This window comes from Fictibacillus nanhaiensis, assembly GCF_036213205.1.
Classification (GTDB): domain Bacteria; phylum Bacillota; class Bacilli; order Bacillales; family Fictibacillaceae; genus Fictibacillus; species Fictibacillus nanhaiensis_E.
The window spans coordinates 19497-39789 of record NZ_JARMFC010000022.1 but is presented as its reverse complement, the minus strand read 5'-3'; the positions used below and the strand labels follow the sequence as shown (position 1 = coordinate 39789).

Here is a 20293-nt window from a genome sequence, read left to right as displayed (position 1 = left end):
AATTATTTGCCTCCTTCCTCTTTTTTCGTTCCTCTTGTTGGAAGGACCTCACCACGATAAATCCAGATTTTAACTCCAAGCTTACCGTAAGTTGTGTCTGCTTCAGCAGTACCGTAATCGATGTCTGCACGAAGTGTGTGAAGAGGAACTGTACCTTCACTATAATGTTCAGCACGAGCGATATCAGCTCCGCCAAGACGGCCTGACACTTGTGTTTTGATACCTTTCGCACCCATACGCATTGCACGTTGGATCGCCTGCTTCATAGCACGACGGAAAGATACACGGTTTTCAAGTTGACGAGCGATGTTTTCAGCTACTAACTTAGCATCAACGTCAGCTTGTTTGATTTCAAAGATGTTTACGTGAACTCTTTTGCCAGTGATGTCGTTAAGGGCTTTACGAAGTGCTTCAACTTCAGATCCACCTTTACCGATTACCATTCCTGGTTTAGCAGTTTTAATTGTGATATTCACACGATTAGCTGCACGTTCGATTTCAACACCTGATACAGCAGCGTCTTTTAAACGCTTTTCAATATAAGAACGGATCTTAAGGTCTTCATGTAAAAGATTAGCGTAATCCTTTTCAGCGTACCATTTTGAATCCCAGTCACGGATGACGCCAATACGTAGACCTATTGGATTTACTTTTTGACCCACGTCTTAACCCTCCTTCTTTTCAGAAACAACGATTGTGATGTGGCTAGTACGTTTGTTGATACGGCTTGCACGACCCATCGCACGAGGACGGAAACGCTTAAGAGTAATACCTTCATCAACGAACGCTTGCTTAATCACCAAGTTGTTCGGTTCCATTTCATAGTTGTGTTCTGCGTTTGCAATAGCAGACTTAAGCACCTTTTCAATTACAGGAGAAGCTGCTTTAGGCGTCAAACGTAGAATCGCAAGTGCCTCACCTACTTGCTTGCCTCGAATCAAATCGATTACGATGCGAGCTTTACGAGGAGCAATACGCACTTGTTTAGCAATTGCTTTTGCTTCCATTTTGTGTACCTCCCCTCAATTAACGTCTTGTTTTCTTATCATCAGCTGCATGGCCTTTGTAAGTACGAGTAGGTGCAAACTCACCTAGCTTGTGACCGACCATATCTTCTGTACAATAAACCGGCACGTGTTTACGACCATCATAAACAGCGATTGTGTGACCGATGAAGTCAGGGAAAATCGTAGAACGACGAGACCAAGTTTTAACTACTTTCTTGTCGTTAGATTCATTAAGTGCCTCGACCTTTTTCATCAAGTGGTCATCTACAAAAGGCCCTTTTTTCAAACTGCGACCCATTTGAGAACCTCCCTTTGTGTTTGCGCTACGGCTCGATTGAACCGTAGTACAATCACATTATTTTTTGCGACGACGTACAATGTACTTGTCAGTTTGGCTATTTTTCTTACGAGTTTTATATCCAAGAGTTGGTTTACCCCATGGAGACATTGGTGATTTACGTCCGATTGGAGCGCGACCTTCACCACCACCGTGTGGGTGATCGTTAGGGTTCATTACAGAACCACGAACTGTTGGGCGGATACCCTTCCAACGAGAACGACCTGCTTTACCAACGTTTACAAGTTCATGCTCTAAGTTTCCAACTTGACCGATTGTTGCACGGCAAGTAAGAAGGATCATACGAACTTCACCAGAACCTAGACGAACTAGCGCATACTTTTCTTCTTTACCAAGAAGTTGAGCTTCAGCACCAGCTGAACGAGCCAATTGTCCACCTTTACCAGGCTTAAGTTCGATGTTGTGAATTGTAGAACCTACAGGAATGTTAGCTAATGGAAGTGAGTTACCTACTTTAATATCAGCTTCAGTACCGGACATGATTTCTTGTCCTACTTTAATTCCTTTTGGAGCTAAGATATAACGCTTCTCACCATCTGCATAGTGGATTAGCGCGATGTTAGCCGTACGGTTTGGATCGTACTCGATTGTAGCAACGCGACCTGGTATTCCATCTTTGTTACGTTTGAAATCGATGATACGATACTTACGCTTGTGTCCTCCACCTTGGTGACGAACAGTTAGTTTACCTTGGTTGTTACGCCCAGCTTTTTTGCTAAGAGGAGCAAGCAAGGATTTTTCTGGTTGGTCAGTTGTAATTTCAGCAAAGTCAAGCTGAGACATGTTACGACGACCGTTAGTTGTCGGTTTAAACTTTTTGATACCCATTGTAATTTCCCTCCTTTACGAGTTCTTTTTAAACTCCTTCAAAAAAGTCGAGTTCTTTGCTTTCTGGAGTTAATGTAACTACAGCTTTTTTACGTTTAGAAGTGTAACCAGTATGACGGCCTACACGCTTAAACTTACCTTTGTAGTTAGCAGTGTTAACAGATTGAATTTTCACGCCAAAGATTTCTTCTAGTGCGCCTTTGATTTGAGTCTTAGTAGCACGAGGGTTTACTTCGAACGTGTATTTTTTGTCAGCCATTATTTCAGTAGAACGCTCTGTAATAACGGGGCGCTTAATCACATCACGAGCTTCCATTATGCGAGCACCTCCCCTACTTTTTCCACAGCGTCTTTAGTCATAAGAAGCTTGTCGTGGTTTAACACGTCAAGAACACTAACGCCGTTAGCCGTAACAACTGTTACGCCAGGGATGTTACGTGCAGACAATGCAACAGCGTCATTGTAATCAGCAGTTACAACTAATGCTTTACGATCTGCGGATAGATTTGCAAGTACTTGCATCATTTCCTTTGTTTTAGGAGCTTCGAATGCAAGTCCTTCTAAAACGATTAAGTCGTTATCTAGAACCTTAGAAGATAGCGCTGATTTAATAGCTAAGCGACGAACCTTCTTAGGTAATTTGTAAGAATAGCTTCTTGGTGTTGGTCCGAAAACCACTCCACCGCCAACCCATTGTGGAGAACGGATAGATCCTTGACGAGCACGTCCAGTACCTTTCTGTTTCCAAGGTTTGCGTCCACCACCAGCAACTTCAGAACGGTTCTTTACATCGTGCGTTCCTTGGCGCTGTGATGCTTGCTGCATAATAACAGCGTCGAAAAGCACGCTTTTATTTGGTTCAATACCGAAAACGGAATCGTTTAATTCGATATCGCCAGCTTGAGTACCATCTTGTTTAAATAATGCTACTTTTGGCATCAGATTGTCCTCCTTCCTTATTTAGCATCCTTTGCTTTAACAGCAGAGTTAATTGTAACGTAGCTCTTTTTCGCTCCAGGTACGTTACCTTTGATTAGTAGAAGATTACGTTCTGCATCAACTCTTACAACTTCTAAGTTTTGTACAGTTACTGTATCTCCGCCAGTACGTCCAGGTAATGCTTTCCCTTTGAAAACACGGTTAGGGTCAACTGCACCCATTGAACCAGGACGACGGTGGTAACGGGAACCGTGGCTCATTGGCCCGCGTGATTGCCCGTGACGTTTGATAACACCTTGGAATCCTTTTCCTTTAGATGTACCAGTAACGTCTACAGCGTCACCTTCTGCAAAAATGTCAGCTTTGACTTCCTGACCAACTTCGTATCCCGCAACATCAACATTACGGAATTCTTTTACGTAGCGCTTAGGGCTCGTGCTAGCTTTAGCAGCATGTCCTGCTTGTGGCTTGTTAGAACGAGAGTCTTTTTTATCATCAAATCCAAGTTGGATAGCTTCGTAGCCATCATTCTCAACGGATTTCTTTTGAAGAACAACGTTAGGAGTTACTTCTACTACAGTAACTGGAATTAGATCTCCGTTTTCTGCGAAAACTTGAGTCATACCAATTTTTCTACCTAAGATTCCTTTGGTCATTCGTCACACCTCCTATTAATAAGTAAAATATTTATAAGCAAACGTGAAATTATAGTTTAATTTCGATGTCTACACCAGACGGTAGATCCAAACGCATTAACGAATCAACTGTTTGTGGTGTTGGCTCGATAATATCGATCAAGCGCTTATGAGTACGCATTTCGAACTGCTCACGAGAGTCCTTGTACTTATGAACCGCACGAAGGATCGTGTAGATCGCTTTCTCAGTAGGTAGTGGGATAGGACCAGATACCTTTGCTCCTGAACGCTTAGCAGTTTCTACGATTTTTTCAGCTGATTGATCAAGAATTCTGTGATCATACGCCTTTAAACGGATACGAATCTTTTGCTTTGCCATTTTTTTCCCTCCTTTATTCGCCTATTTTGATAAACAGACATTGCTCCGCGGAAATTCAACCTGATATCACCAGCCATGGCAAAGGGGCCTAGTGTGTCAGCAACCTTCCGGATCATCGCAGTGAATGACCAACATTACTTATTATAGAGAAAAGCAACGCCCAATGCAAGTGTTATTTGCATTTATTTATTGCTAATCGCACTTTTTCTATTATAGAGACTTTATCAGCAGATTTCAACTTCCTTTTTTTTCTTTTGCATATTTGAATGTGTTTCTTCTATATATATAGAAGAGATGCGAATGGTAGTGGTGATCCAGATAATGCGTTGCTGATCACGCATGTGGTTATTCAGTTTTTCAGCCGACTGTAATCGCATGTCATATATATTTTACTATTTGTGGATTCACGACCAAAACTCGTGGATTCAAGGGCCAAACTTTTGGATTCAGCTATTAAATTTCTGGATTCATCATCTTTATTTTTGGATTGATTGTGTTTCAAGCTATTTCAGGTACATTCTGACACTCAGGATCAGCTACTCAATGCTAATTGGATAGAGATTTCTTCACTATCGATTCATTTATACTTAATAATCAATTTTTTTCTTACTGCATGTTTCAATTGGGGTATTTGTTCATACTCTTCTTTGATCAGTTGATTGGAGTGGAGGGTGCGAGACTCCTGCGGGACGAGCGGGCAGTCCTAAAAGTGGAAGTGGCTCGTTCAGCCCCGACAAGCAAAAGGTGAATGGGTTTGAAGGCGCACTTTGCCTTCTTAGCCATTTAACTTTTGACCTCGAGGGGCTAGCCACTGCAACTAGACAGGTGAGACCCTTAAAGGCACAAAGCGGAAAGGGGCTCACCGCCTGCCCCGCGGAAAGCGAACAACCTGGAACGGAAATCACCCCCTTCCAAAAGCAACAAAGTTTTACGAAAAATTTCTTTAATATAATCGAATTCGATTATATACAAAAAAACACCCTCCAAAAGGAGAGTGTTTTCTTATAAAAGAGTAATGAGATTACTCAGTGATTGTTGCAACTACGCCTGCACCAACTGTACGTCCACCTTCACGAATAGAGAACTTAGTTCCTTCTTCGATAGCGATTGGAGCGATTAGTTCTACAGTCATCTCAACGTTATCTCCAGGCATAACCATTTCTACGCCTTCAGGAAGTTGGATGATACCAGTTACGTCAGTTGTACGGAAGTAGAACTGAGGACGGTAGTTAGAGAAGAATGGAGTATGACGTCCACCCTCTTCTTTTGAAAGAACATAAACTTCTGATTTGAACTTAGTGTGAGCTTTAACAGTACCTGGCTTAGCAAGAACTTGTCCACGCTCAACATCTTCACGAGAAACCCCACGAAGAAGTGCACCAATGTTGTCACCAGCTTCAGCATAGTCAAGAAGCTTACGGAACATTTCAACACCTGTTACAGTTGTTGATTTTGGCTCTTCAGTAAGACCAAGGATCTCAACTACGTCACCAACTTTTACTACACCACGCTCAACACGTCCAGTAGCAACAGTACCACGACCAGTGATTGAGAATACATCCTCAACTGGCATCATGAATGGCTTTTCAGTGTCACGTGGAGGAGTTGGGATATAAGAATCTACAGCGTCCATTAGCTCGTAGATTTTAGCTTCCCAATCAGCGTCTCCTTCAAGAGCTTTAAGAGCAGAACCTTTGATTACAGGAATGTCATCTCCTGGGAAGTCATACTCAGAAAGAAGGTCACGAACTTCCATTTCTACTAACTCAAGAAGTTCTTCGTCGTCTACCATGTCACACTTGTTCATGAATACAACAAGGTAAGGTACACCTACTTGACGAGAAAGAAGGATGTGCTCACGAGTTTGTGGCATTGGGCCGTCAGCAGCAGATACTACTAGGATCCCACCATCCATTTGTGCTGCACCAGTGATCATGTTCTTAACATAGTCAGCATGTCCTGGGCAGTCTACGTGTGCATAGTGACGAGAATCAGTTTCATACTCAACGTGTGCTGTTGAGATAGTGATTCCACGCTCGCGCTCTTCTGGAGCACCGTCGATTTGGTCATAAGCCATTGCGATACCCTTACCGTTTTTCTTAGCAAGAACAGTAGTGATAGCAGCTGTTAAAGTTGTTTTACCATGGTCAACGTGACCGATAGTACCAATGTTAGCATGCGTTTTGGAACGATCAAATTTCTCTTTACCCATGAGAAAGATTCCTCCTTAAATATGTTTACATATAGTAGATTTTTTTATTTAAAACGAACAGTTTGTACTGCCCATTTTAGATTACATGAAAATGTTGTTTCTTACAACCGAAGAGATTAAGCTCCAGTTGATTTTTTGATGATTTCTTCAGAGATTGACTTAGGTACTTCTTCGTAGTGATCGAAGTGCATTGAGTAAGTACCGCGGCCTTGTGTACGAGAACGCAAGCTAGTTGCATATCCGAACATCTCAGCAAGTGGAACCATCGCTTTAACGATTTGTGCGTTACCACGAGCTTCCATACCTTCAACACGTCCACGACGGGAAGTTACGTCACCCATGATATCACCCATGTACTCTTCAGGAACCGTTACTTCAACTTTCATAATCGGCTCTAAGATTGCAGGGTCACACTTTGATTTAGCGTTCTTAAGAGCCATTGAACCGGCAATCTTAAACGCCATTTCGTTGGAGTCAACATCATGGTATGATCCATCAACGATACGAGCTTTAAGGTCTAGTAATGGGAAACCAGCAAGCATTCCGTTTTTCATTGATTCTTCAATACCAGCTTGAACTGCAGGGATGTATTCACGAGGAACTGCCCCACCAACGATTTTGTTTTCAAATACGAATCCAGATCCTTCATCACCTGGCTCGAATTCAATCCAAACGTGACCGTATTGTCCACGACCACCGGACTGACGAACGAATTTACCTTCAACTTTAGCAGCTTGGCGAATTGTTTCACGGTATGCAACCTGAGGAGCACCCACGTTAGCTTCTACCTTGAATTCACGGCGCATACGGTCAACTAGGATATCAAGGTGAAGCTCACCCATACCTGCGATGATCGTTTGTCCAGTTTCTTCGTTTGTTTCAGTACGGAATGTTGGATCTTCTTCAGCTAGCTTAGCAAGCGCCATACCCATCTTGTCTTGGTCTGCTTTAGACTTCGGCTCGATAGATAGTGAGATAACTGGCTCTGGGAATACCATTGATTCTAAGATAACAAGGTTCTTTTCATCACATAGTGTATCACCAGTTGTAGTGTCTTTAAGACCTACAGCAGCCGCGATATCTCCAGCGTATACGATAGAGATCTCTTCACGGGAGTTTGCGTGCATTTGAAGGATACGTCCAACACGCTCGCGCTTTCCTTTAGTAGAGTTCTGTACGTATGATCCAGAGTTTAGTGTACCTGAGTACACACGGAAGAATGTTAACTTACCAACATAAGGGTCAGTCATAACTTTAAATGCAAGTGCAGAGAATGGTGCTTCGTCACTTGATTCACGAGTTACTTCTTCTTCAGAGTCAGGAAGTACACCTTTAATAGCTGGTACATCGATTGGCGATGGAAGGTAATCAAGAACAGCGTCTAGCATAAGCTGAACACCTTTGTTCTTAAATGCCGATCCACACATTACTGGATAGAACTCAACGTTACAAGTTCCTTGACGGATACCTGCTTTAAGTTCTTCATTCGTAATTTCTTCGCCTTCTAAGTACTTCATCATCATTTCTTCATCTAGCTCAGCAACCGCTTCGATAAGTTTTCCACGGTATTCTTCAGCTAAAGGCATGTGCTCTTCTGGAATATCACGAACTTCGATATCAGTACCAAGGTCGTTTCCGTAGAATACAGCTTTCATTTCGATAAGGTCGATGATTGCTTCGAATTGGTCTTCCGCACCGATCGGTAATTGGATCGGGTGAGCGTTAGCACCAAGGCGGTCATGAATCGTTTTTACGGAGTATAAGAAATCCGCACCGATCTTGTCCATTTTGTTTACGAATACTACACGAGGTACCCCGTAAGTAGTCGCTTGACGCCAAACTGTTTCTGTTTGTGGTTCAACACCTGATTGTGCATCAAGTAATGCAACCGCTCCGTCTAATACACGTAATGAACGTTCTACTTCAACTGTAAAGTCTACGTGTCCTGGTGTATCAATGATGTTGACACGGTGACCTTTCCATTGAGCAGTAGTAGCAGCGGAAGTAATCGTGATTCCACGCTCTTGTTCCTGCTCCATCCAGTCCATTTGTGAAGCTCCTTCATGAGTTTCACCGATTTTGTGGATACGGCCAGTATAGTAAAGAACACGTTCAGTAGTCGTTGTTTTACCAGCATCGATGTGAGCCATGATACCGATATTACGAGTATTTTTTAAGGAGAATTCTCTAGCCATGAATTTCTCTCCTTCCCTTTTTAAAAGGAATTTTTATAGTGTTTTAGAGACAGTCCGAAAACTGTCTCTATGATTTTACCAGCGGTAGTGAGCAAACGCTTTGTTTGCTTCTGCCATTTTGTGCATATCTTCGCGCTTCTTAACAGAAGCACCAGTGTTATTAGCAGCATCCATGATCTCATACGCAAGACGTTCTTCCATTGTCTTTTCTCCGCGTAGACGAGAGTAGTTCGTTAGGTAACGAAGTCCTAGTGTTGTACGACGCTCTGGGCGAACTTCAACTGGTACTTGGTAGTTAGCTCCACCAACACGGCGAGCACGAACTTCAAGAACTGGCATGATATTTTTAAGAGCTTGTTCAAACACTTCCATAGGATCTTGGTTTGTACGTTCTTTAATAAGATCGAACGCATTGTACAAGATTGTTTGAGCTACCCCTCTCTTACCGTCAATCATAATTTTGTTGATTAGACGAGTTACAAGCTTAGACTTGTAAATTGGATCAGGTAACACATCACGACGAGCAACAGGTCCTTTACGTGGCATGTGGTCCCCTCCTTTCTGATAGTTGTGTAATTTATTTTAATTATTTCTTAGCTTCCTTTGGACGCTTCGTTCCGTATTTAGAACGACCTTGCATACGGTTGTTAACACCAGCCGTATCAAGAGCACCACGAACGATGTGGTAACGTACCCCTGGTAAGTCTTTTACACGTCCTCCACGGATAAGAACAACACTGTGCTCTTGAAGGTTGTGGCCAATACCAGGAATGTAAGCTGTAACTTCGATTCCGTTAGTTAGACGAACACGCGCATACTTACGAAGCGCCGAGTTCGGCTTCTTAGGAGTCATAGTACCAACACGCGTACAAACTCCACGCTTTTGCGGAGATGAAACGTTAGTTTGGGACTTTTTGAAGCTGTTGTAACCTTTGTTTAACGCAGGAGAGTCAGATTTCTTTGATTTAGAAACACGACCTTTGCGGACTAATTGGTTAATAGTAGGCATTTTGTATTTCCTCCTCTCTTTTTTCGTAATACCACCGACCCAGGTGGTTCATTTTAGGACAAAAGAAAGTTTTTGCGAGAGGAGCGATATTGATGCCCATCGCAAAAACATGAATTTTATCCTTTTATCGCAACAGTTGCGGCCCCGACATCTATACCGCATGCTTTTCCAAGCTTTTTCATGGAATCAACCTTTACGATCGGTACGTGCTTCTCTTCGGCAATCTGCAATACTTTGCTCGTTACTCGAAAATCTGCGTCTTCCGCAACGACCAGCTCTTTGACCTCGCCGTTTTGTAAAGCTTTGATTGTTTGCTTAGTACCTACGATAATTTCAGAAGCCTGTGTCACTTTTTCATAAGACATACGAATATCCTCCAAAGTAACAAATCTTAGGAGCACATCCGTAATCATATCACCGATGCGCTCCCGATGTCAACATTTCATTTATTAATCTTGAGAAACAAGTTCTGTAGGCAATTCTGCCTCTTCATTGTTCTCATCTTCAACTACTGGAGAGTTAATTCCGATGTTTCTGTAACGGTTCATACCAGTTCCAGCCGGAATCAGCTTACCAATAATAACGTTTTCCTTAAGTCCGAGTAATTCATCACGCTTACCTTTGATGGCAGCATCCGTAAGAACTCGAGTTGTTTCTTGGAATGATGCAGCAGATAAGAATGATTCTGTCTCAAGAGATGCTTTTGTAATACCAAGAAGCACTGGACGACCTGTAGCAGGAGTTCCACCTTCAAGAAGTACACTACGGTTAACATCCGTGAAGGCATGAATATCCATAAGAGCTCCTGGAAGTACTTGAGAATCACCAGAATCGATGATGCGCACTTTACGAAGCATCTGGCGAACCATTACTTCAACGTGCTTATCTCCGATTTCTACCCCTTGCATACGGTAAACTTTCTGAACCTCACGCAATAGGTATTCTTGTACGCCTTCTGCACCACGCACTTTAATTAATTCTTTAGGATCGATCGAACCTTCCGTCAATACTTGACCGGCAGTTACCTTATCACCTTCGACCGCTTTAATGCGGGCACCGAAAGGAATCGTGTAAGATCTAGATTCAATTTCACCTTGAACGACTACTTCACGCTTATCTTTATTGTCGTTCACGCCAACAACCGTACCTTCAAGCTCAGAGATAACCGCTTGACCTTTCGGGTTACGCGCTTCAAACAATTCTTGGATACGCGGAAGACCTTGTGTAATATCGTCTCCTGCTACCCCACCTGTATGGAAGGTACGCATTGTAAGCTGTGTACCTGGCTCACCGATGGATTGAGCAGCGATAATTCCAACAGCTTCCCCAACTTCAACGTCAGAGCCTGTTGCAAGGTTGCGTCCGTAACATTTCTTACATACACCGTGACGTGTATCACAAGTAAATACAGAACGGATCGTTACTGCTTTCACGCCTACTTCTTCAATATGAGCGGCCATGTCTTCAGTGATCAGCTGATTAACGTCTGCAAGAAGTTCTTTTGTTTCAGGATGGTATACCTTTTTATAAGCAGTACGACCGATCAAACGCTCGTGAAGAGGTTCGATTACTTCGTTGCCTTCTTTAATAGCTGCAACTTCTAAGCCACGGTCCGTTCCACAGTCATCTTCACGTACGATAACGTCTTGAGCAACGTCAACCAAACGACGAGTAAGGTAACCTGAGTCAGCTGTTTTAAGGGCTGTATCGGCAAGACCTTTACGCGCTCCGTGAGTAGAGATAAAGTACTCGAGTACTGTTAGACCTTCACGGAAACTTGATTTGATTGGAAGCTCGATGATTTTACCAGCCGGGTTGGCCATCAGACCACGCATACCAGCTAGCTGCGTAAAGTTAGATGCGTTACCACGGGCACCGGAGTCACTCATCATGAAGATTGGGTTTCGCTTATCAAGTGTACCCATCAATTTATTTTGGATTTCGTCTTTCGCCAAACTCCAAACATTAATTACACGCTCATAGCGCTCTTCTTCCGTGATCAAACCACGTCTGAATTGCTTTGTAACGTTAACTACTTTTTCTTCGGCTACAGCAAGGATTTCTTGCTTTTCAGGTAGTACTACGATATCGGATACACCGATCGTGATACCAGCGCGCGTAGAATATTTGAATCCTAAGTCCTTCATGCGGTCAAGCATCTTAGACGTTTCAGTAATCTTAAAGCGTTTGAATACTTCCGCGATAATCTTACCTAGGATCCCTTTCTTAAATGGAACAATTTCCTCATGCTTCTGAATTTCCTCTTTTACATTAGCAGCCGGATCTAAGAAGTACTTTTCAGGTGTTTCCACTTGAAGGTTCGTCGTAGTCGGTTCGTTAATGTATGGGAATGACGGTGGCAGGATTTCGTTGAATAACAACTTACCTACTGTTGTCATAAGAAGCTTAGATTGCTGTTCATCTGTGAAAGTTTCTTTATTTAAGCTGGATACAGGAACAGCAATACGAGAATGCAAGTGTACGTATCCATTTTCATAAGCGATGATCGCTTCATTGATATCTTTAAATACAGACCCTTCACCAATAGCTCCTTCACGTTCTAGAGTTAAGTAGTAGTTACCTAAAACCATATCCTGTGAAGGTGTTACTACCGGCTTACCATCTTTCGGGTTCAAGATGTTTTGGGCAGCTAGCATTAAGATACGAGCCTCTGCTTGTGCTTCAGCAGATAGAGGAACGTGGACCGCCATTTGGTCACCGTCAAAGTCAGCGTTGTAAGCTGTACATACGAGCGGGTGAAGACGAATTGCACGGCCTTCTACAAGCGTTGGTTCGAATGCTTGGATACCAAGTCTGTGAAGTGTAGGTGCACGGTTTAGTAGAACTGGGTGTTCACGAATAACTTCTTCTAAAACATCCCAAACTTCTGGCTGAACGCGCTCTACTTTGCGTTTTGCACTCTTGATGTTGTGTGCAAGACCTTTTGAAACTAGCTCTTTCATAACGAATGGTTTGAAGAGCTCAAGTGCCATCTCTTTAGGTAGACCACATTGGTACATCTTTAAGTTCGGACCTACTACGATAACCGAACGGCCAGAGTAGTCAACACGTTTACCTAGCAAGTTTTGACGGAAACGACCTTGTTTCCCTTTCAGCATGTGTGAAAGTGATTTTAACGGACGATTTCCTGGTCCAGTAACCGGACGGCCACGACGACCATTATCGATTAATGCATCGACTGCTTCTTGAAGCATACGTTTTTCATTTTGAACGATAATGTTTGGAGCACCTAGGTCTAATAGACGCTTCAGACGGTTGTTACGGTTGATAACACGACGGTAAAGGTCGTTAAGATCAGATGTGGCAAAACGTCCACCATCAAGCTGAACCATCGGACGCAGTTCCGGTGGAATAACCGGAAGTACTTCTAGAATCATCCAGTCAGCATGGTTACCAGAGTGACGGAATGCTTCTAGTACTTCTAAACGCTTAATCGCACGTGTACGGCGTTGGCCTTGTGCTGTTTTAAGCTCTTCTTTCAACATCTCAACTTCTTTTTCAGCATCGATGTCTTCTAAAAGACGTTTGATCGCTTCTGCACCCATTTGTGCAGTGAAACCTTTTCCATACTTTTCACGGTATGTGCGGTATTCCTTTTCTGAAAGCAATTGTTTCTTCTCAAGAGGAGTATCTCCTGTATCAGTAACAACGTATGAAGCAAAGTAGATTACTTCTTCTAATGCTCTTGGAGACATATCCAAAACAAGACCCATACGGCTCGGGATACCCTTGAAGTACCAAATGTGAGATACAGGAGCAGCAAGCTCGATGTGACCCATTCGGTCACGTCGAACTTTAGCTCTTGTTACTTCAACACCACAACGGTCACAAACCACGCCTTTATAACGGACGCGCTTATACTTTCCGCAATGACATTCCCAGTCTTTTGTAGGACCGAAAATTCTTTCGCAGAACAAGCCGTCTTTTTCAGGCTTAAGTGTACGGTAGTTGATTGTTTCAGGTTTTTTTACTTCCCCTCTTGACCACGACCGAATTTTGTCCGGTGAAGCAAGACCAATTTTCATATATTCAAAATTATTTACGTCTATCAAGGAGCGTACCTCCCTTTTGATATCCTGTTTTAGTCATTCGAAGTGTAAGACTCAAGATTTAGATTTAGTTTCTCGCTTGCCTGATCGTCTTCATCATCAAGCTCTCTCATTTCAATTTCCTTGTCATCTCCAGAACAGATCTTAACGTCCATTCCGAGAGATTGAAGTTCTTTGATCAATACTTTAAATGATTCTGGAACACCTGGTTCAGGAACGTTTTCACCTTTAACGATGGCTTCATACGTTTTCACACGGCCGACAACATCATCGGATTTAACCGTAAGAATTTCCTGTAGTGTGTATGCTGCACCATATGCTTCAAGCGCCCATACTTCCATCTCACCGAAACGCTGACCTCCAAATTGTGCTTTACCACCAAGAGGCTGCTGTGTAACAAGTGAGTAAGGTCCAGTAGAACGAGCATGTAGCTTGTCATCAACCATGTGAGCCAGTTTGATCATATACATAACCCCAACTGATACACGGTTATCAAACGCAGTACCTGTACGTCCATCATAAAGAACCGTTTTACCATCGCGAGCCATTCCAGCTTCTTCGATCGTAGACCAAACATCTTCCTCACGCGCTCCATCGAATACCGGTGTAGCAACATGAATGCCTAGCTGACGTGCAGCCATTCCAAGGTGAAGCTCCAATACCTGACCGATGTTCATACGGGAAGGTACCCCTAGCGGGTTTAACATGATGTCAACTGGCGTTCCATCTGGAAGATAAGGCATATCTTCTTCAGGCATAATTTTAGAAATTACACCCTTGTTTCCGTGACGGCCGGCCATCTTATCTCCTTCGTGAATCTTACGTTTTTGCACGATGTATGCACGAACGAGCTGATTCACACCTGGAGGAAGTTCATCGCCATCTTCACGGTTAAACACTTTAACGTCAAGGATGATTCCATCTCCACCGTGAGGTACACGCAATGATGTATCGCGGACTTCACGAGCTTTTTCACCGAAGATCGCATGCAATAGACGTTCTTCAGCTGTTAATTCAGTTACACCTTTAGGCGTTACTTTACCAACTAAGATATCTCCATCTTTAACTTCTGCACCAACACGGATGATTCCGCGTTCGTCCAGGTTGCGCAATGCATCTTCTCCGACGTTTGGAATATCACGAGTGATTTCTTCTGGTCCAAGTTTTGTATCACGCGCTTCTGATTCATATTCTTCAATATGGATCGAAGTATAAACGTCGTCTTTAACAAGACGCTCGCTCATGATAACAGCATCCTCGTAGTTGTAACCTTCCCATGTCATGAAGGCAACAAGAACGTTACGACCTAAAGCAAGTTCACCGACTTCCATTGAAGGGCCATCCGCTAAGATTTCCCCTTTCGTCACGCGGTTACCTGTGCTTACGATCGGGCGCTGGTTATAACACGTTCCTTGGTTGGAACGAATAAACTTAAGCATGTTGTAAGTGTCAAGGTCGCCTGAAACTTCCTTGCCATCTACTTCTTTAATGCGGCGTACTTGAACTTGTTTTGCTGTAACGCGCTCAACGATTCCTTCATGCTTACAGATAACTGCAGCTCCGGAGTCTTTTGCTGATACGTGCTCCATTCCTGTACCAACAATCGGTGATTCAGGAACAAGCAAAGGTACAGCCTGACGTTGCATGTTCGCTCCCATTAGGGCACGGTTGGAGTCATCATTCTCTAAGAACGGAATACAAGCTGTCGCAGCAGATACTACCTGTTTCGGCGATACATCCATATAATCGATGCGTTCGCGTTTAACAACAGTGTTATCACCACGGAAACGTGCGATTACGTCTTCGTTCATGAACTCTCCGTTATCACCTAGGATAGAGTTCGCCTGTGCAACTACGTATAAATCTTCTTCATCTGCAGTCAGGTAGTCAATACGGCTCGTTACACGACCTGTTTCAGGATCAACCCGACGGTATGGTGTTTCGATAAATCCATATTGGTTCACTTTTGCATAAGAAGAAAGTGAGTTGATCAAACCGATGTTCGGACCCTCTGGCGTCTCAATCGGACACATACGACCGTAGTGAGAGTAGTGAACGTCACGAACTTCAAAGCCTGCACGTTCACGTGTAAGACCACCTGGCCCTAGTGCAGATAGACGACGCTTGTGCGTCAATTCTGCTAGCGGGTTCGTTTGATCCATGAACTGTGAAAGCTGAGAGCTTCCGAAGAACTCTTTAATAGAAGCAATTACAGGACGTATATTGATCAATGCTTGTGGTGTGATCGCATTTGTGTCTTGGATGGACATACGCTCACGCACAACACGTTCCATTCTGGAAAGTCCGATTCTGAATTGGTTTTGCAGAAGCTCACCAACAGAACGAAGACGACGGTTTCCAAGATGGTCAATATCATCTGTAGTTCCTACTTGATGCAATAGGTTGAAGAAGTAGTTAATAGAAGCAATAATGTCAGAAACTGTGATGTTTTTAATTTCTTTATCAACAAGTCCGTTTCCGATAACATTAATGATTCTTTCACCTTCTTGATCATCAGGCGCATAGATTTTGATAGATTGAAGAGCGATATCTTGATCTTCAGCCACTCCTCCTGCTGGTGTAACAGTCTTAAAGCCTACACCGCTCTCAAGAGCAGGGATAATCTTATCTAGCGTTCTGCGGTCAAGAAGCGTACCTTCTTCAGCGATCACTTCACCAGTTTCAGCATCAACAAGTGTTTCAGCTAGTTTTTGGTTGAAGAGACGATTCTTTATATGAAGCTTTTTATTGATTTTGTAGCGTCCAACGTTAGCTAAGTCATAGCGTTTAGGATCAAAGAACCTAGAATCTAATAAACTTTTTGCGTTATCTACTGTTGGAGGCTCTCCCGGACGAAGACGCTCATAGATTTCTAGAAGGGCTTTTTCCGTTCCTTCTGTATTATCCTTATCTAGCGTGTTGCGAAGATACTCATCTTCTCCAAGCAAATCAATGATTTCTTGATCAGACCCAAACCCTAAAGCACGAAGCAATACGGTAATAGGGATTTTTCTTGTGCGGTCAATACGCACATAAACTACGTCCTTAGCATCTGTTTCGAACTCCAGCCAAGCACCGCGGTTTGGAATGACAGTAGCGGTAAAACCTTTTTTACCGTTTTTGTCGATTTTCTCACTATAGTAAACACTTGGTGAACGAACGAGCTGTGATACAATTACACGCTCTGCCCCGTTGATCACAAAGGTTCCCGTATCTGTCATTAACGGGAAATCTCCCATAAATACTTCCTGCTCTTTTACTTCGCCCGTCTCTTTATTGATCAGACGCACTTTCACACGAAGCGGAGCAGCGTAAGTAACATCGCGCTCTTTTGATTCATCTACAGGATACTTCGGCTCACCTAAGTTATAATCAATAAACTCTAAAACGAGGTTCCCTGTAAAATCTTCAATTGGCGAAATGTCTCGGAACATTTCACGTAACCCCTCATCAAGAAACCATTGATAGGAAGCGGTTTGAATTTCAATTAAGTTTGGTAATTCAAGCACTTCGCTAATCCTTGCATAACTTCTTCGTTGGCGGTGGCGTCCAAACTGAACTAGTTGACCTGTCAACTGCTTCACCCCTCAAATCCAGCGTTTTTTTCGTGTATCATAATTCTATCTAACATTCTATTAAGAAGGTTAGAAAACAAAAAGAAAAAGGGTTTCATATTCTTAAAACCGCAGTTTTCCTAATTTGATAAAAGCTATTATATAATTTTGTCCAACTTTTTCGCATTCTATACGTCTAAACATGAGTAAAAAACGTTGATTTATCAACGTTTTTTCGCTTACCACGAAAAATAAGCAGCAAAATGCGAATCCATTGGCATTTTATAATACTAACATACGGAATTTATCAAGTCAAACTTTTCTTGCGCGTAAAATATAGTAGCCTTTTTTCTTCGCAACCGTTTCAACTTGGCCGAATAATTGTTCCATTTTATCCATAGCAGATGGCGCACCTTGTTTCTTTTGAATCACTACCCATAACTCGCCACCAACGCAAAGTTTGTGATAAGCTTCTTCGAAAATTTGATGCACGACCGTCTTACCTGCACGAATCGGCGGATTTGTAATAACAGCAGCAAATTCAGCATCCTTCACTTCAGCAAATAAATAACTTTTATAGATCTTAACGTTATCAACCTTGTTCTTATCTGCGTTCAGCTTAGCAAGTTCTATTGCTCTTTCATTTATATCCACCATTTGAACAACACGATCTTTTTCCGCTCTCGCAAGCGAAAGTCCGATCGGGCCATATCCGCATCCTACATCTATATAATCACCATGTACTTCTGGAGGTACAAAGGATTCTATTAAAACACGGCTGCCAAAATCTACTTCTTTCTTTGAAAAGACACCAGCATCCGTCGTAAAGCGAAACTTTTCTCCGTTCAATAAAAAATCCCACGTCTCTCTTTTACTTTCTGTACCAGGTGTTTCAGAATAATAATGGTTTTTCATCGTTTTTAAACTCTCCTTACCTTCTGATAAAGACAGTATTCCCGTTCCGAAATTCTTTAACGGTCTATCTATAAAGTTACTTGTGTGAGTAGTTGATTTCCATTCCAGGCTGCTCGCTTTCCAATCAACTTGCATTGATGAGAATAGCAACACCCTTCTTGTAGAAAGCCTTCTAAAAGATTAAGCGAAACAAACAAAAAGGTCCGCCATCGGGCGAACCTTTTCTTTTGAATTACTTAACTTCAACAGAAGCTCCAACTTCTTCAAGTTTAGCTTTGATTTCTTCAGCTTCGTCTTTAGATACGCCTTCTTTAACTGGCTTAGGAGCACCGTCAACAAGTTCTTTCGCTTCTTTAAGTCCAAGACCTGTAAGTTCACGAACAACTTTGATAACTTTAATTTTTGAAGCTCCACCGCTTGCAAGAATTACGTCGAATTCAGTTTTCTCAGCAGCAGCGTCTCCACCAGCAGCTCCACCAGCTACAGCTACAGGAGCAGCAGCAGTTACACCAAACTCTTCTTCGATTGCTTTTACTAGGTCGTTAAGCTCTAAAACAGTCATTGTTTTTAAGCTTTCAATGATTTGCTCTTTAGACATTATAATTTCCTCCTTATGGAATGTAAGTTATTGGTTGAAGATAAGACTTAAGCGCCTTGCTCTTCTTTTTGTTCTGCAACAGCCTTAGTAGCCAACGCAAAGTTGCGGATAGGTGCTTGAAGCACGCTGAGTACCATTGAAAGAAGACCATCTCTTGATGGAAGTTCAGCAAGAGCTTTCACTTCTTCTAGAGACGCAACGCGTCCTTCGATTACACCAGCTTTAATTTCAAGCGCTTCGTGTTTCTTAGCGAAGTCATTAAGGATCTTAGCCGGAGCTACAACATCTTCATTTGAAAATGCGATCGCTGTAGGACCAGTTAAGTGTTCAGCTAATTCTTTAAGGTCATTCTCTTCAGCAGCGCGAACTACCATTGAGTTTTTGTAAACTTTGAACTCGATGCCAGCATCACGTAAAGACTTACGAAGTTCAGTAACCTCAGAAACAGTAAGACCACGGTAGTCAACAAGGATTGTCGATTGGCTATTTTTGATTTTCTCAGAAATAGTGGATACTAACTGCTTTTTTGTTTCTAAAATGCTGCTCATTATTACACCTCCTGTAAAATGATTGCATCACCGCAGGTTTTGTCCAAAAACAAAGCCTCCATGTCGAGACATGGAGGCGTGAGTATCTAAAGTCATAAGTAATTAACTAATGAGCTTATCGATGCTTCACCTCGGCAGGAAGATTTAAGCCAGTTGGCTCCTGCTGTCTACGGCATTCATCTGATGCATTTGTGTTTAACAGTATATAATATAACGGGTCAAAACCCGTTTGTCAACTATCGTTTTACAGCGAATGAAGATGGATTAACTTTGATCCCAGGTCCCATAGTTGAAGAAACAGCAACGTTCTTCATGTAAGTTCCCTTTGCAGCTGCAGGCTTAACTTTCAACAATGTTTCGATGATTGTGTTAAGGTTTTCTGCAAGCTTTTCAGCTTCGAAAGATACTTTACCGATAGGAACGTGTACGTTACCAGTCTTGTCGACACGGTATTCTACTTTACCAGCTTTGATTTCGTTAATCGCTTTTTCTACTTCAAATGTAACTGTGCCTGTTTTAGGGTTAGGCATTAAACCTTTAGGCCCTAGAACACGTCCAAGTTTACCAACTTCAGCCATCATGTCCGGAGTTGCAACGATTACGTCAAACTCGAACCAACCTTGTTGGATTTTGTTGATGTAGTCAGAATCGCCAACGTGATCTGCTCCAGCAGCTTCAGCTTCTTTTGCTTTTTCACCTTTTGCGAATACTAATACACGTTGAGTCTTACCAGTTCCGTTTGGAAGCACTACTGCTCCACGAACTTGTTGGTCAGCTTTCTTTGTGTCTACACCTAAACGAACTGCAACTTCTACAGACTCGTCAAATTTTGCAGGAGCAGCTTTTTTAACTAGCTCGATCGCTTCTGCAGCGTCATATGCTTTTGTGCGGTCTACTAGCTTAGCCGCTTCTTGGTACTTCTTACCTTTGTTTGCCATTTTATTGTCCTCCTTATGTGGTTTAGCGGATATTCCTCCCACTTATTGCACTTAAAAATCAAGCGCAATTACACGCATTGCATGAATAAAGGTTGCGAACCGTTTGAC

General features: G+C 42.6%; 19 protein-coding genes and 1 other annotated feature. All 19 genes read right to left on the bottom strand.

Annotation, left to right across the window (positions count from 1 at the left end; translation table 11 throughout):
- Positions 1–2: 2 nt before the first annotated feature.
- Entirely contained in the window at positions 3–662 is a 660-nt protein-coding gene (gene rpsC, locus P4V41_RS18420) for a 30S ribosomal protein S3 (RefSeq protein ID WP_066237945.1), read from the bottom strand.
- Between the two features lie 3 nt (positions 663–665).
- The gene (gene rplV, locus P4V41_RS18415; protein WP_066237948.1) at positions 666–1007 is read right to left on the bottom strand and encodes a 50S ribosomal protein L22; all 342 of its coding nucleotides are present in this window, start codon (positions 1005–1007) and stop codon (positions 666–668) included.
- 19 nt (positions 1008–1026) lie between these two features.
- Entirely contained in the window at positions 1027–1305 is a 279-nt protein-coding gene (rpsS, locus tag P4V41_RS18410; RefSeq protein WP_066237951.1) for a 30S ribosomal protein S19, read from the bottom strand.
- Between the two features lie 57 nt (positions 1306–1362).
- A complete protein-coding gene (rplB, locus tag P4V41_RS18405; RefSeq protein ID WP_066390675.1) occupies positions 1363–2193 on the bottom strand; it encodes a 50S ribosomal protein L2 in 831 nt (276 codons plus the stop codon).
- Between the two features lie 28 nt (positions 2194–2221).
- On the bottom strand, positions 2222–2509 hold the full coding sequence (gene rplW / locus P4V41_RS18400; RefSeq protein WP_066390671.1) for a 50S ribosomal protein L23: 288 nt from the start codon (positions 2507–2509) through the stop codon (positions 2222–2224).
- Positions 2509–3132 carry a 50S ribosomal protein L4 gene (gene rplD / locus P4V41_RS18395; protein ID WP_066390669.1) on the bottom strand — a complete coding sequence of 208 codons (624 nt, stop codon included), beginning with the start codon at positions 3130–3132 and terminating at the stop codon, positions 2509–2511. Before rplD ends, rplW begins: the two co-directional genes overlap by 1 nt.
- A gap of 17 nt (positions 3133–3149) precedes the next feature.
- The gene (gene rplC / locus P4V41_RS18390) at positions 3150–3788 is read right to left on the bottom strand and encodes a 50S ribosomal protein L3 (RefSeq protein WP_066390667.1); all 639 of its coding nucleotides are present in this window, start codon (positions 3786–3788) and stop codon (positions 3150–3152) included.
- A gap of 49 nt (positions 3789–3837) precedes the next feature.
- Entirely contained in the window at positions 3838–4146 is a 309-nt protein-coding gene (gene rpsJ, locus P4V41_RS18385; protein ID WP_053356198.1) for a 30S ribosomal protein S10, read from the bottom strand.
- A gap of 1021 nt (positions 4147–5167) precedes the next feature.
- A complete protein-coding gene (tuf, locus tag P4V41_RS18380; protein ID WP_328086643.1) occupies positions 5168–6358 on the bottom strand; it encodes an elongation factor Tu in 1191 nt (396 codons plus the stop codon).
- 116 nt (positions 6359–6474) lie between these two features.
- Positions 6475–8553, bottom strand: a complete 2079-nt coding sequence (gene fusA, locus P4V41_RS18375; RefSeq protein WP_066390663.1) for an elongation factor G — start codon at positions 8551–8553, stop codon at positions 6475–6477.
- A 75-nt stretch (positions 8554–8628) separates the two neighbouring features.
- On the bottom strand, positions 8629–9099 hold the full coding sequence (gene rpsG, locus P4V41_RS18370) for a 30S ribosomal protein S7 (RefSeq protein ID WP_066237973.1): 471 nt from the start codon (positions 9097–9099) through the stop codon (positions 8629–8631).
- A gap of 40 nt (positions 9100–9139) precedes the next feature.
- A complete protein-coding gene (gene rpsL / locus P4V41_RS18365) occupies positions 9140–9562 on the bottom strand; it encodes a 30S ribosomal protein S12 (protein WP_066390653.1) in 423 nt (140 codons plus the stop codon).
- 116 nt (positions 9563–9678) lie between these two features.
- Entirely contained in the window at positions 9679–9927 is a 249-nt protein-coding gene (locus P4V41_RS18360; protein ID WP_066237983.1) for a 50S ribosomal protein L7ae-like protein, read from the bottom strand.
- Positions 9928–10011: 84 nt separating this feature from the next.
- Positions 10012–13635, bottom strand: a complete 3624-nt coding sequence (gene rpoC / locus P4V41_RS18355; RefSeq protein ID WP_328086640.1) for a DNA-directed RNA polymerase subunit beta' — start codon at positions 13633–13635, stop codon at positions 10012–10014.
- 29 nt (positions 13636–13664) lie between these two features.
- Entirely contained in the window at positions 13665–17207 is a 3543-nt protein-coding gene (gene rpoB / locus P4V41_RS18350) for a DNA-directed RNA polymerase subunit beta (RefSeq protein WP_197134196.1), read from the bottom strand.
- Positions 17208–17498: 291 nt separating this feature from the next.
- A complete protein-coding gene (locus P4V41_RS18345; RefSeq protein ID WP_328086639.1) occupies positions 17499–18101 on the bottom strand; it encodes a class I SAM-dependent methyltransferase in 603 nt (200 codons plus the stop codon).
- 232 nt (positions 18102–18333) lie between these two features.
- Complete coding sequence (gene rplL / locus P4V41_RS18340; protein WP_198769413.1) at positions 18334–18699, bottom strand: 50S ribosomal protein L7/L12; 366 nt, start codon at positions 18697–18699, stop codon at positions 18334–18336.
- Between the two features lie 47 nt (positions 18700–18746).
- Positions 18747–19247, bottom strand: coding sequence for a 50S ribosomal protein L10 (rplJ, locus tag P4V41_RS18335; RefSeq protein ID WP_198769412.1), 501 nt, complete (start codon positions 19245–19247; stop codon positions 18747–18749).
- A gap of 39 nt (positions 19248–19286) precedes the next feature.
- Positions 19287–19438, bottom strand: a sequence feature (ribosomal protein L10 leader region).
- Between the two features lie 45 nt (positions 19439–19483).
- Complete coding sequence (gene rplA / locus P4V41_RS18330) at positions 19484–20185, bottom strand: 50S ribosomal protein L1 (RefSeq protein ID WP_066390636.1); 702 nt, start codon at positions 20183–20185, stop codon at positions 19484–19486.
- Between the last annotated feature and the right edge of the window lie 108 nt (positions 20186–20293).

Bases quoted from the DNA above. Each gene is read 5' to 3' on its own strand.
- P4V41_RS18360 (WP_066237983.1), bottom strand. From the start codon at position 9,927: ATGTCTTATGAAAAAGTGACACAGGCTTCTGAAATTATCGTAGGTACT.
- rplL (WP_198769413.1), bottom strand. From the start codon at position 18,699: ATGTCTAAAGAGCAAATCATTGAAAGCTTAAAAACAATGACTGTTTTA.
- rpsJ (WP_053356198.1), bottom strand. From the start codon at position 4,146: ATGGCAAAGCAAAAGATTCGTATCCGTTTAAAGGCGTATGATCACAGA.
- P4V41_RS18345 (WP_328086639.1), bottom strand. From the start codon at position 18,101: ATGAAAAACCATTATTATTCTGAAACACCTGGTACAGAAAGTAAAAGA.
- rplC (WP_066390667.1), bottom strand. From the start codon at position 3,788: ATGACCAAAGGAATCTTAGGTAGAAAAATTGGTATGACTCAAGTTTTC.
- rplA (WP_066390636.1), bottom strand. From the start codon at position 20,185: ATGGCAAACAAAGGTAAGAAGTACCAAGAAGCGGCTAAGCTAGTAGAC.
- rpsG (WP_066237973.1), bottom strand. From the start codon at position 9,099: ATGCCACGTAAAGGACCTGTTGCTCGTCGTGATGTGTTACCTGATCCA.
- rplB (WP_066390675.1), bottom strand. From the start codon at position 2,193: ATGGGTATCAAAAAGTTTAAACCGACAACTAACGGTCGTCGTAACATG.
- rplJ (WP_198769412.1), bottom strand. From the start codon at position 19,247: ATGAGCAGCATTTTAGAAACAAAAAAGCAGTTAGTATCCACTATTTCT.
- rpsL (WP_066390653.1), bottom strand. From the start codon at position 9,562: ATGCCTACTATTAACCAATTAGTCCGCAAAGGTCGTGTTTCTAAATCA.
- fusA (WP_066390663.1), bottom strand. From the start codon at position 8,553: ATGGCTAGAGAATTCTCCTTAAAAAATACTCGTAATATCGGTATCATG.
- rplW (WP_066390671.1), bottom strand. From the start codon at position 2,509: ATGGAAGCTCGTGATGTGATTAAGCGCCCCGTTATTACAGAGCGTTCT.
- rpsS (WP_066237951.1), bottom strand. From the start codon at position 1,305: ATGGGTCGCAGTTTGAAAAAAGGGCCTTTTGTAGATGACCACTTGATG.
- rplD (WP_066390669.1), bottom strand. From the start codon at position 3,132: ATGCCAAAAGTAGCATTATTTAAACAAGATGGTACTCAAGCTGGCGAT.
- tuf (WP_328086643.1), bottom strand. From the start codon at position 6,358: ATGGGTAAAGAGAAATTTGATCGTTCCAAAACGCATGCTAACATTGGT.
- rplV (WP_066237948.1), bottom strand. From the start codon at position 1,007: ATGGAAGCAAAAGCAATTGCTAAACAAGTGCGTATTGCTCCTCGTAAA.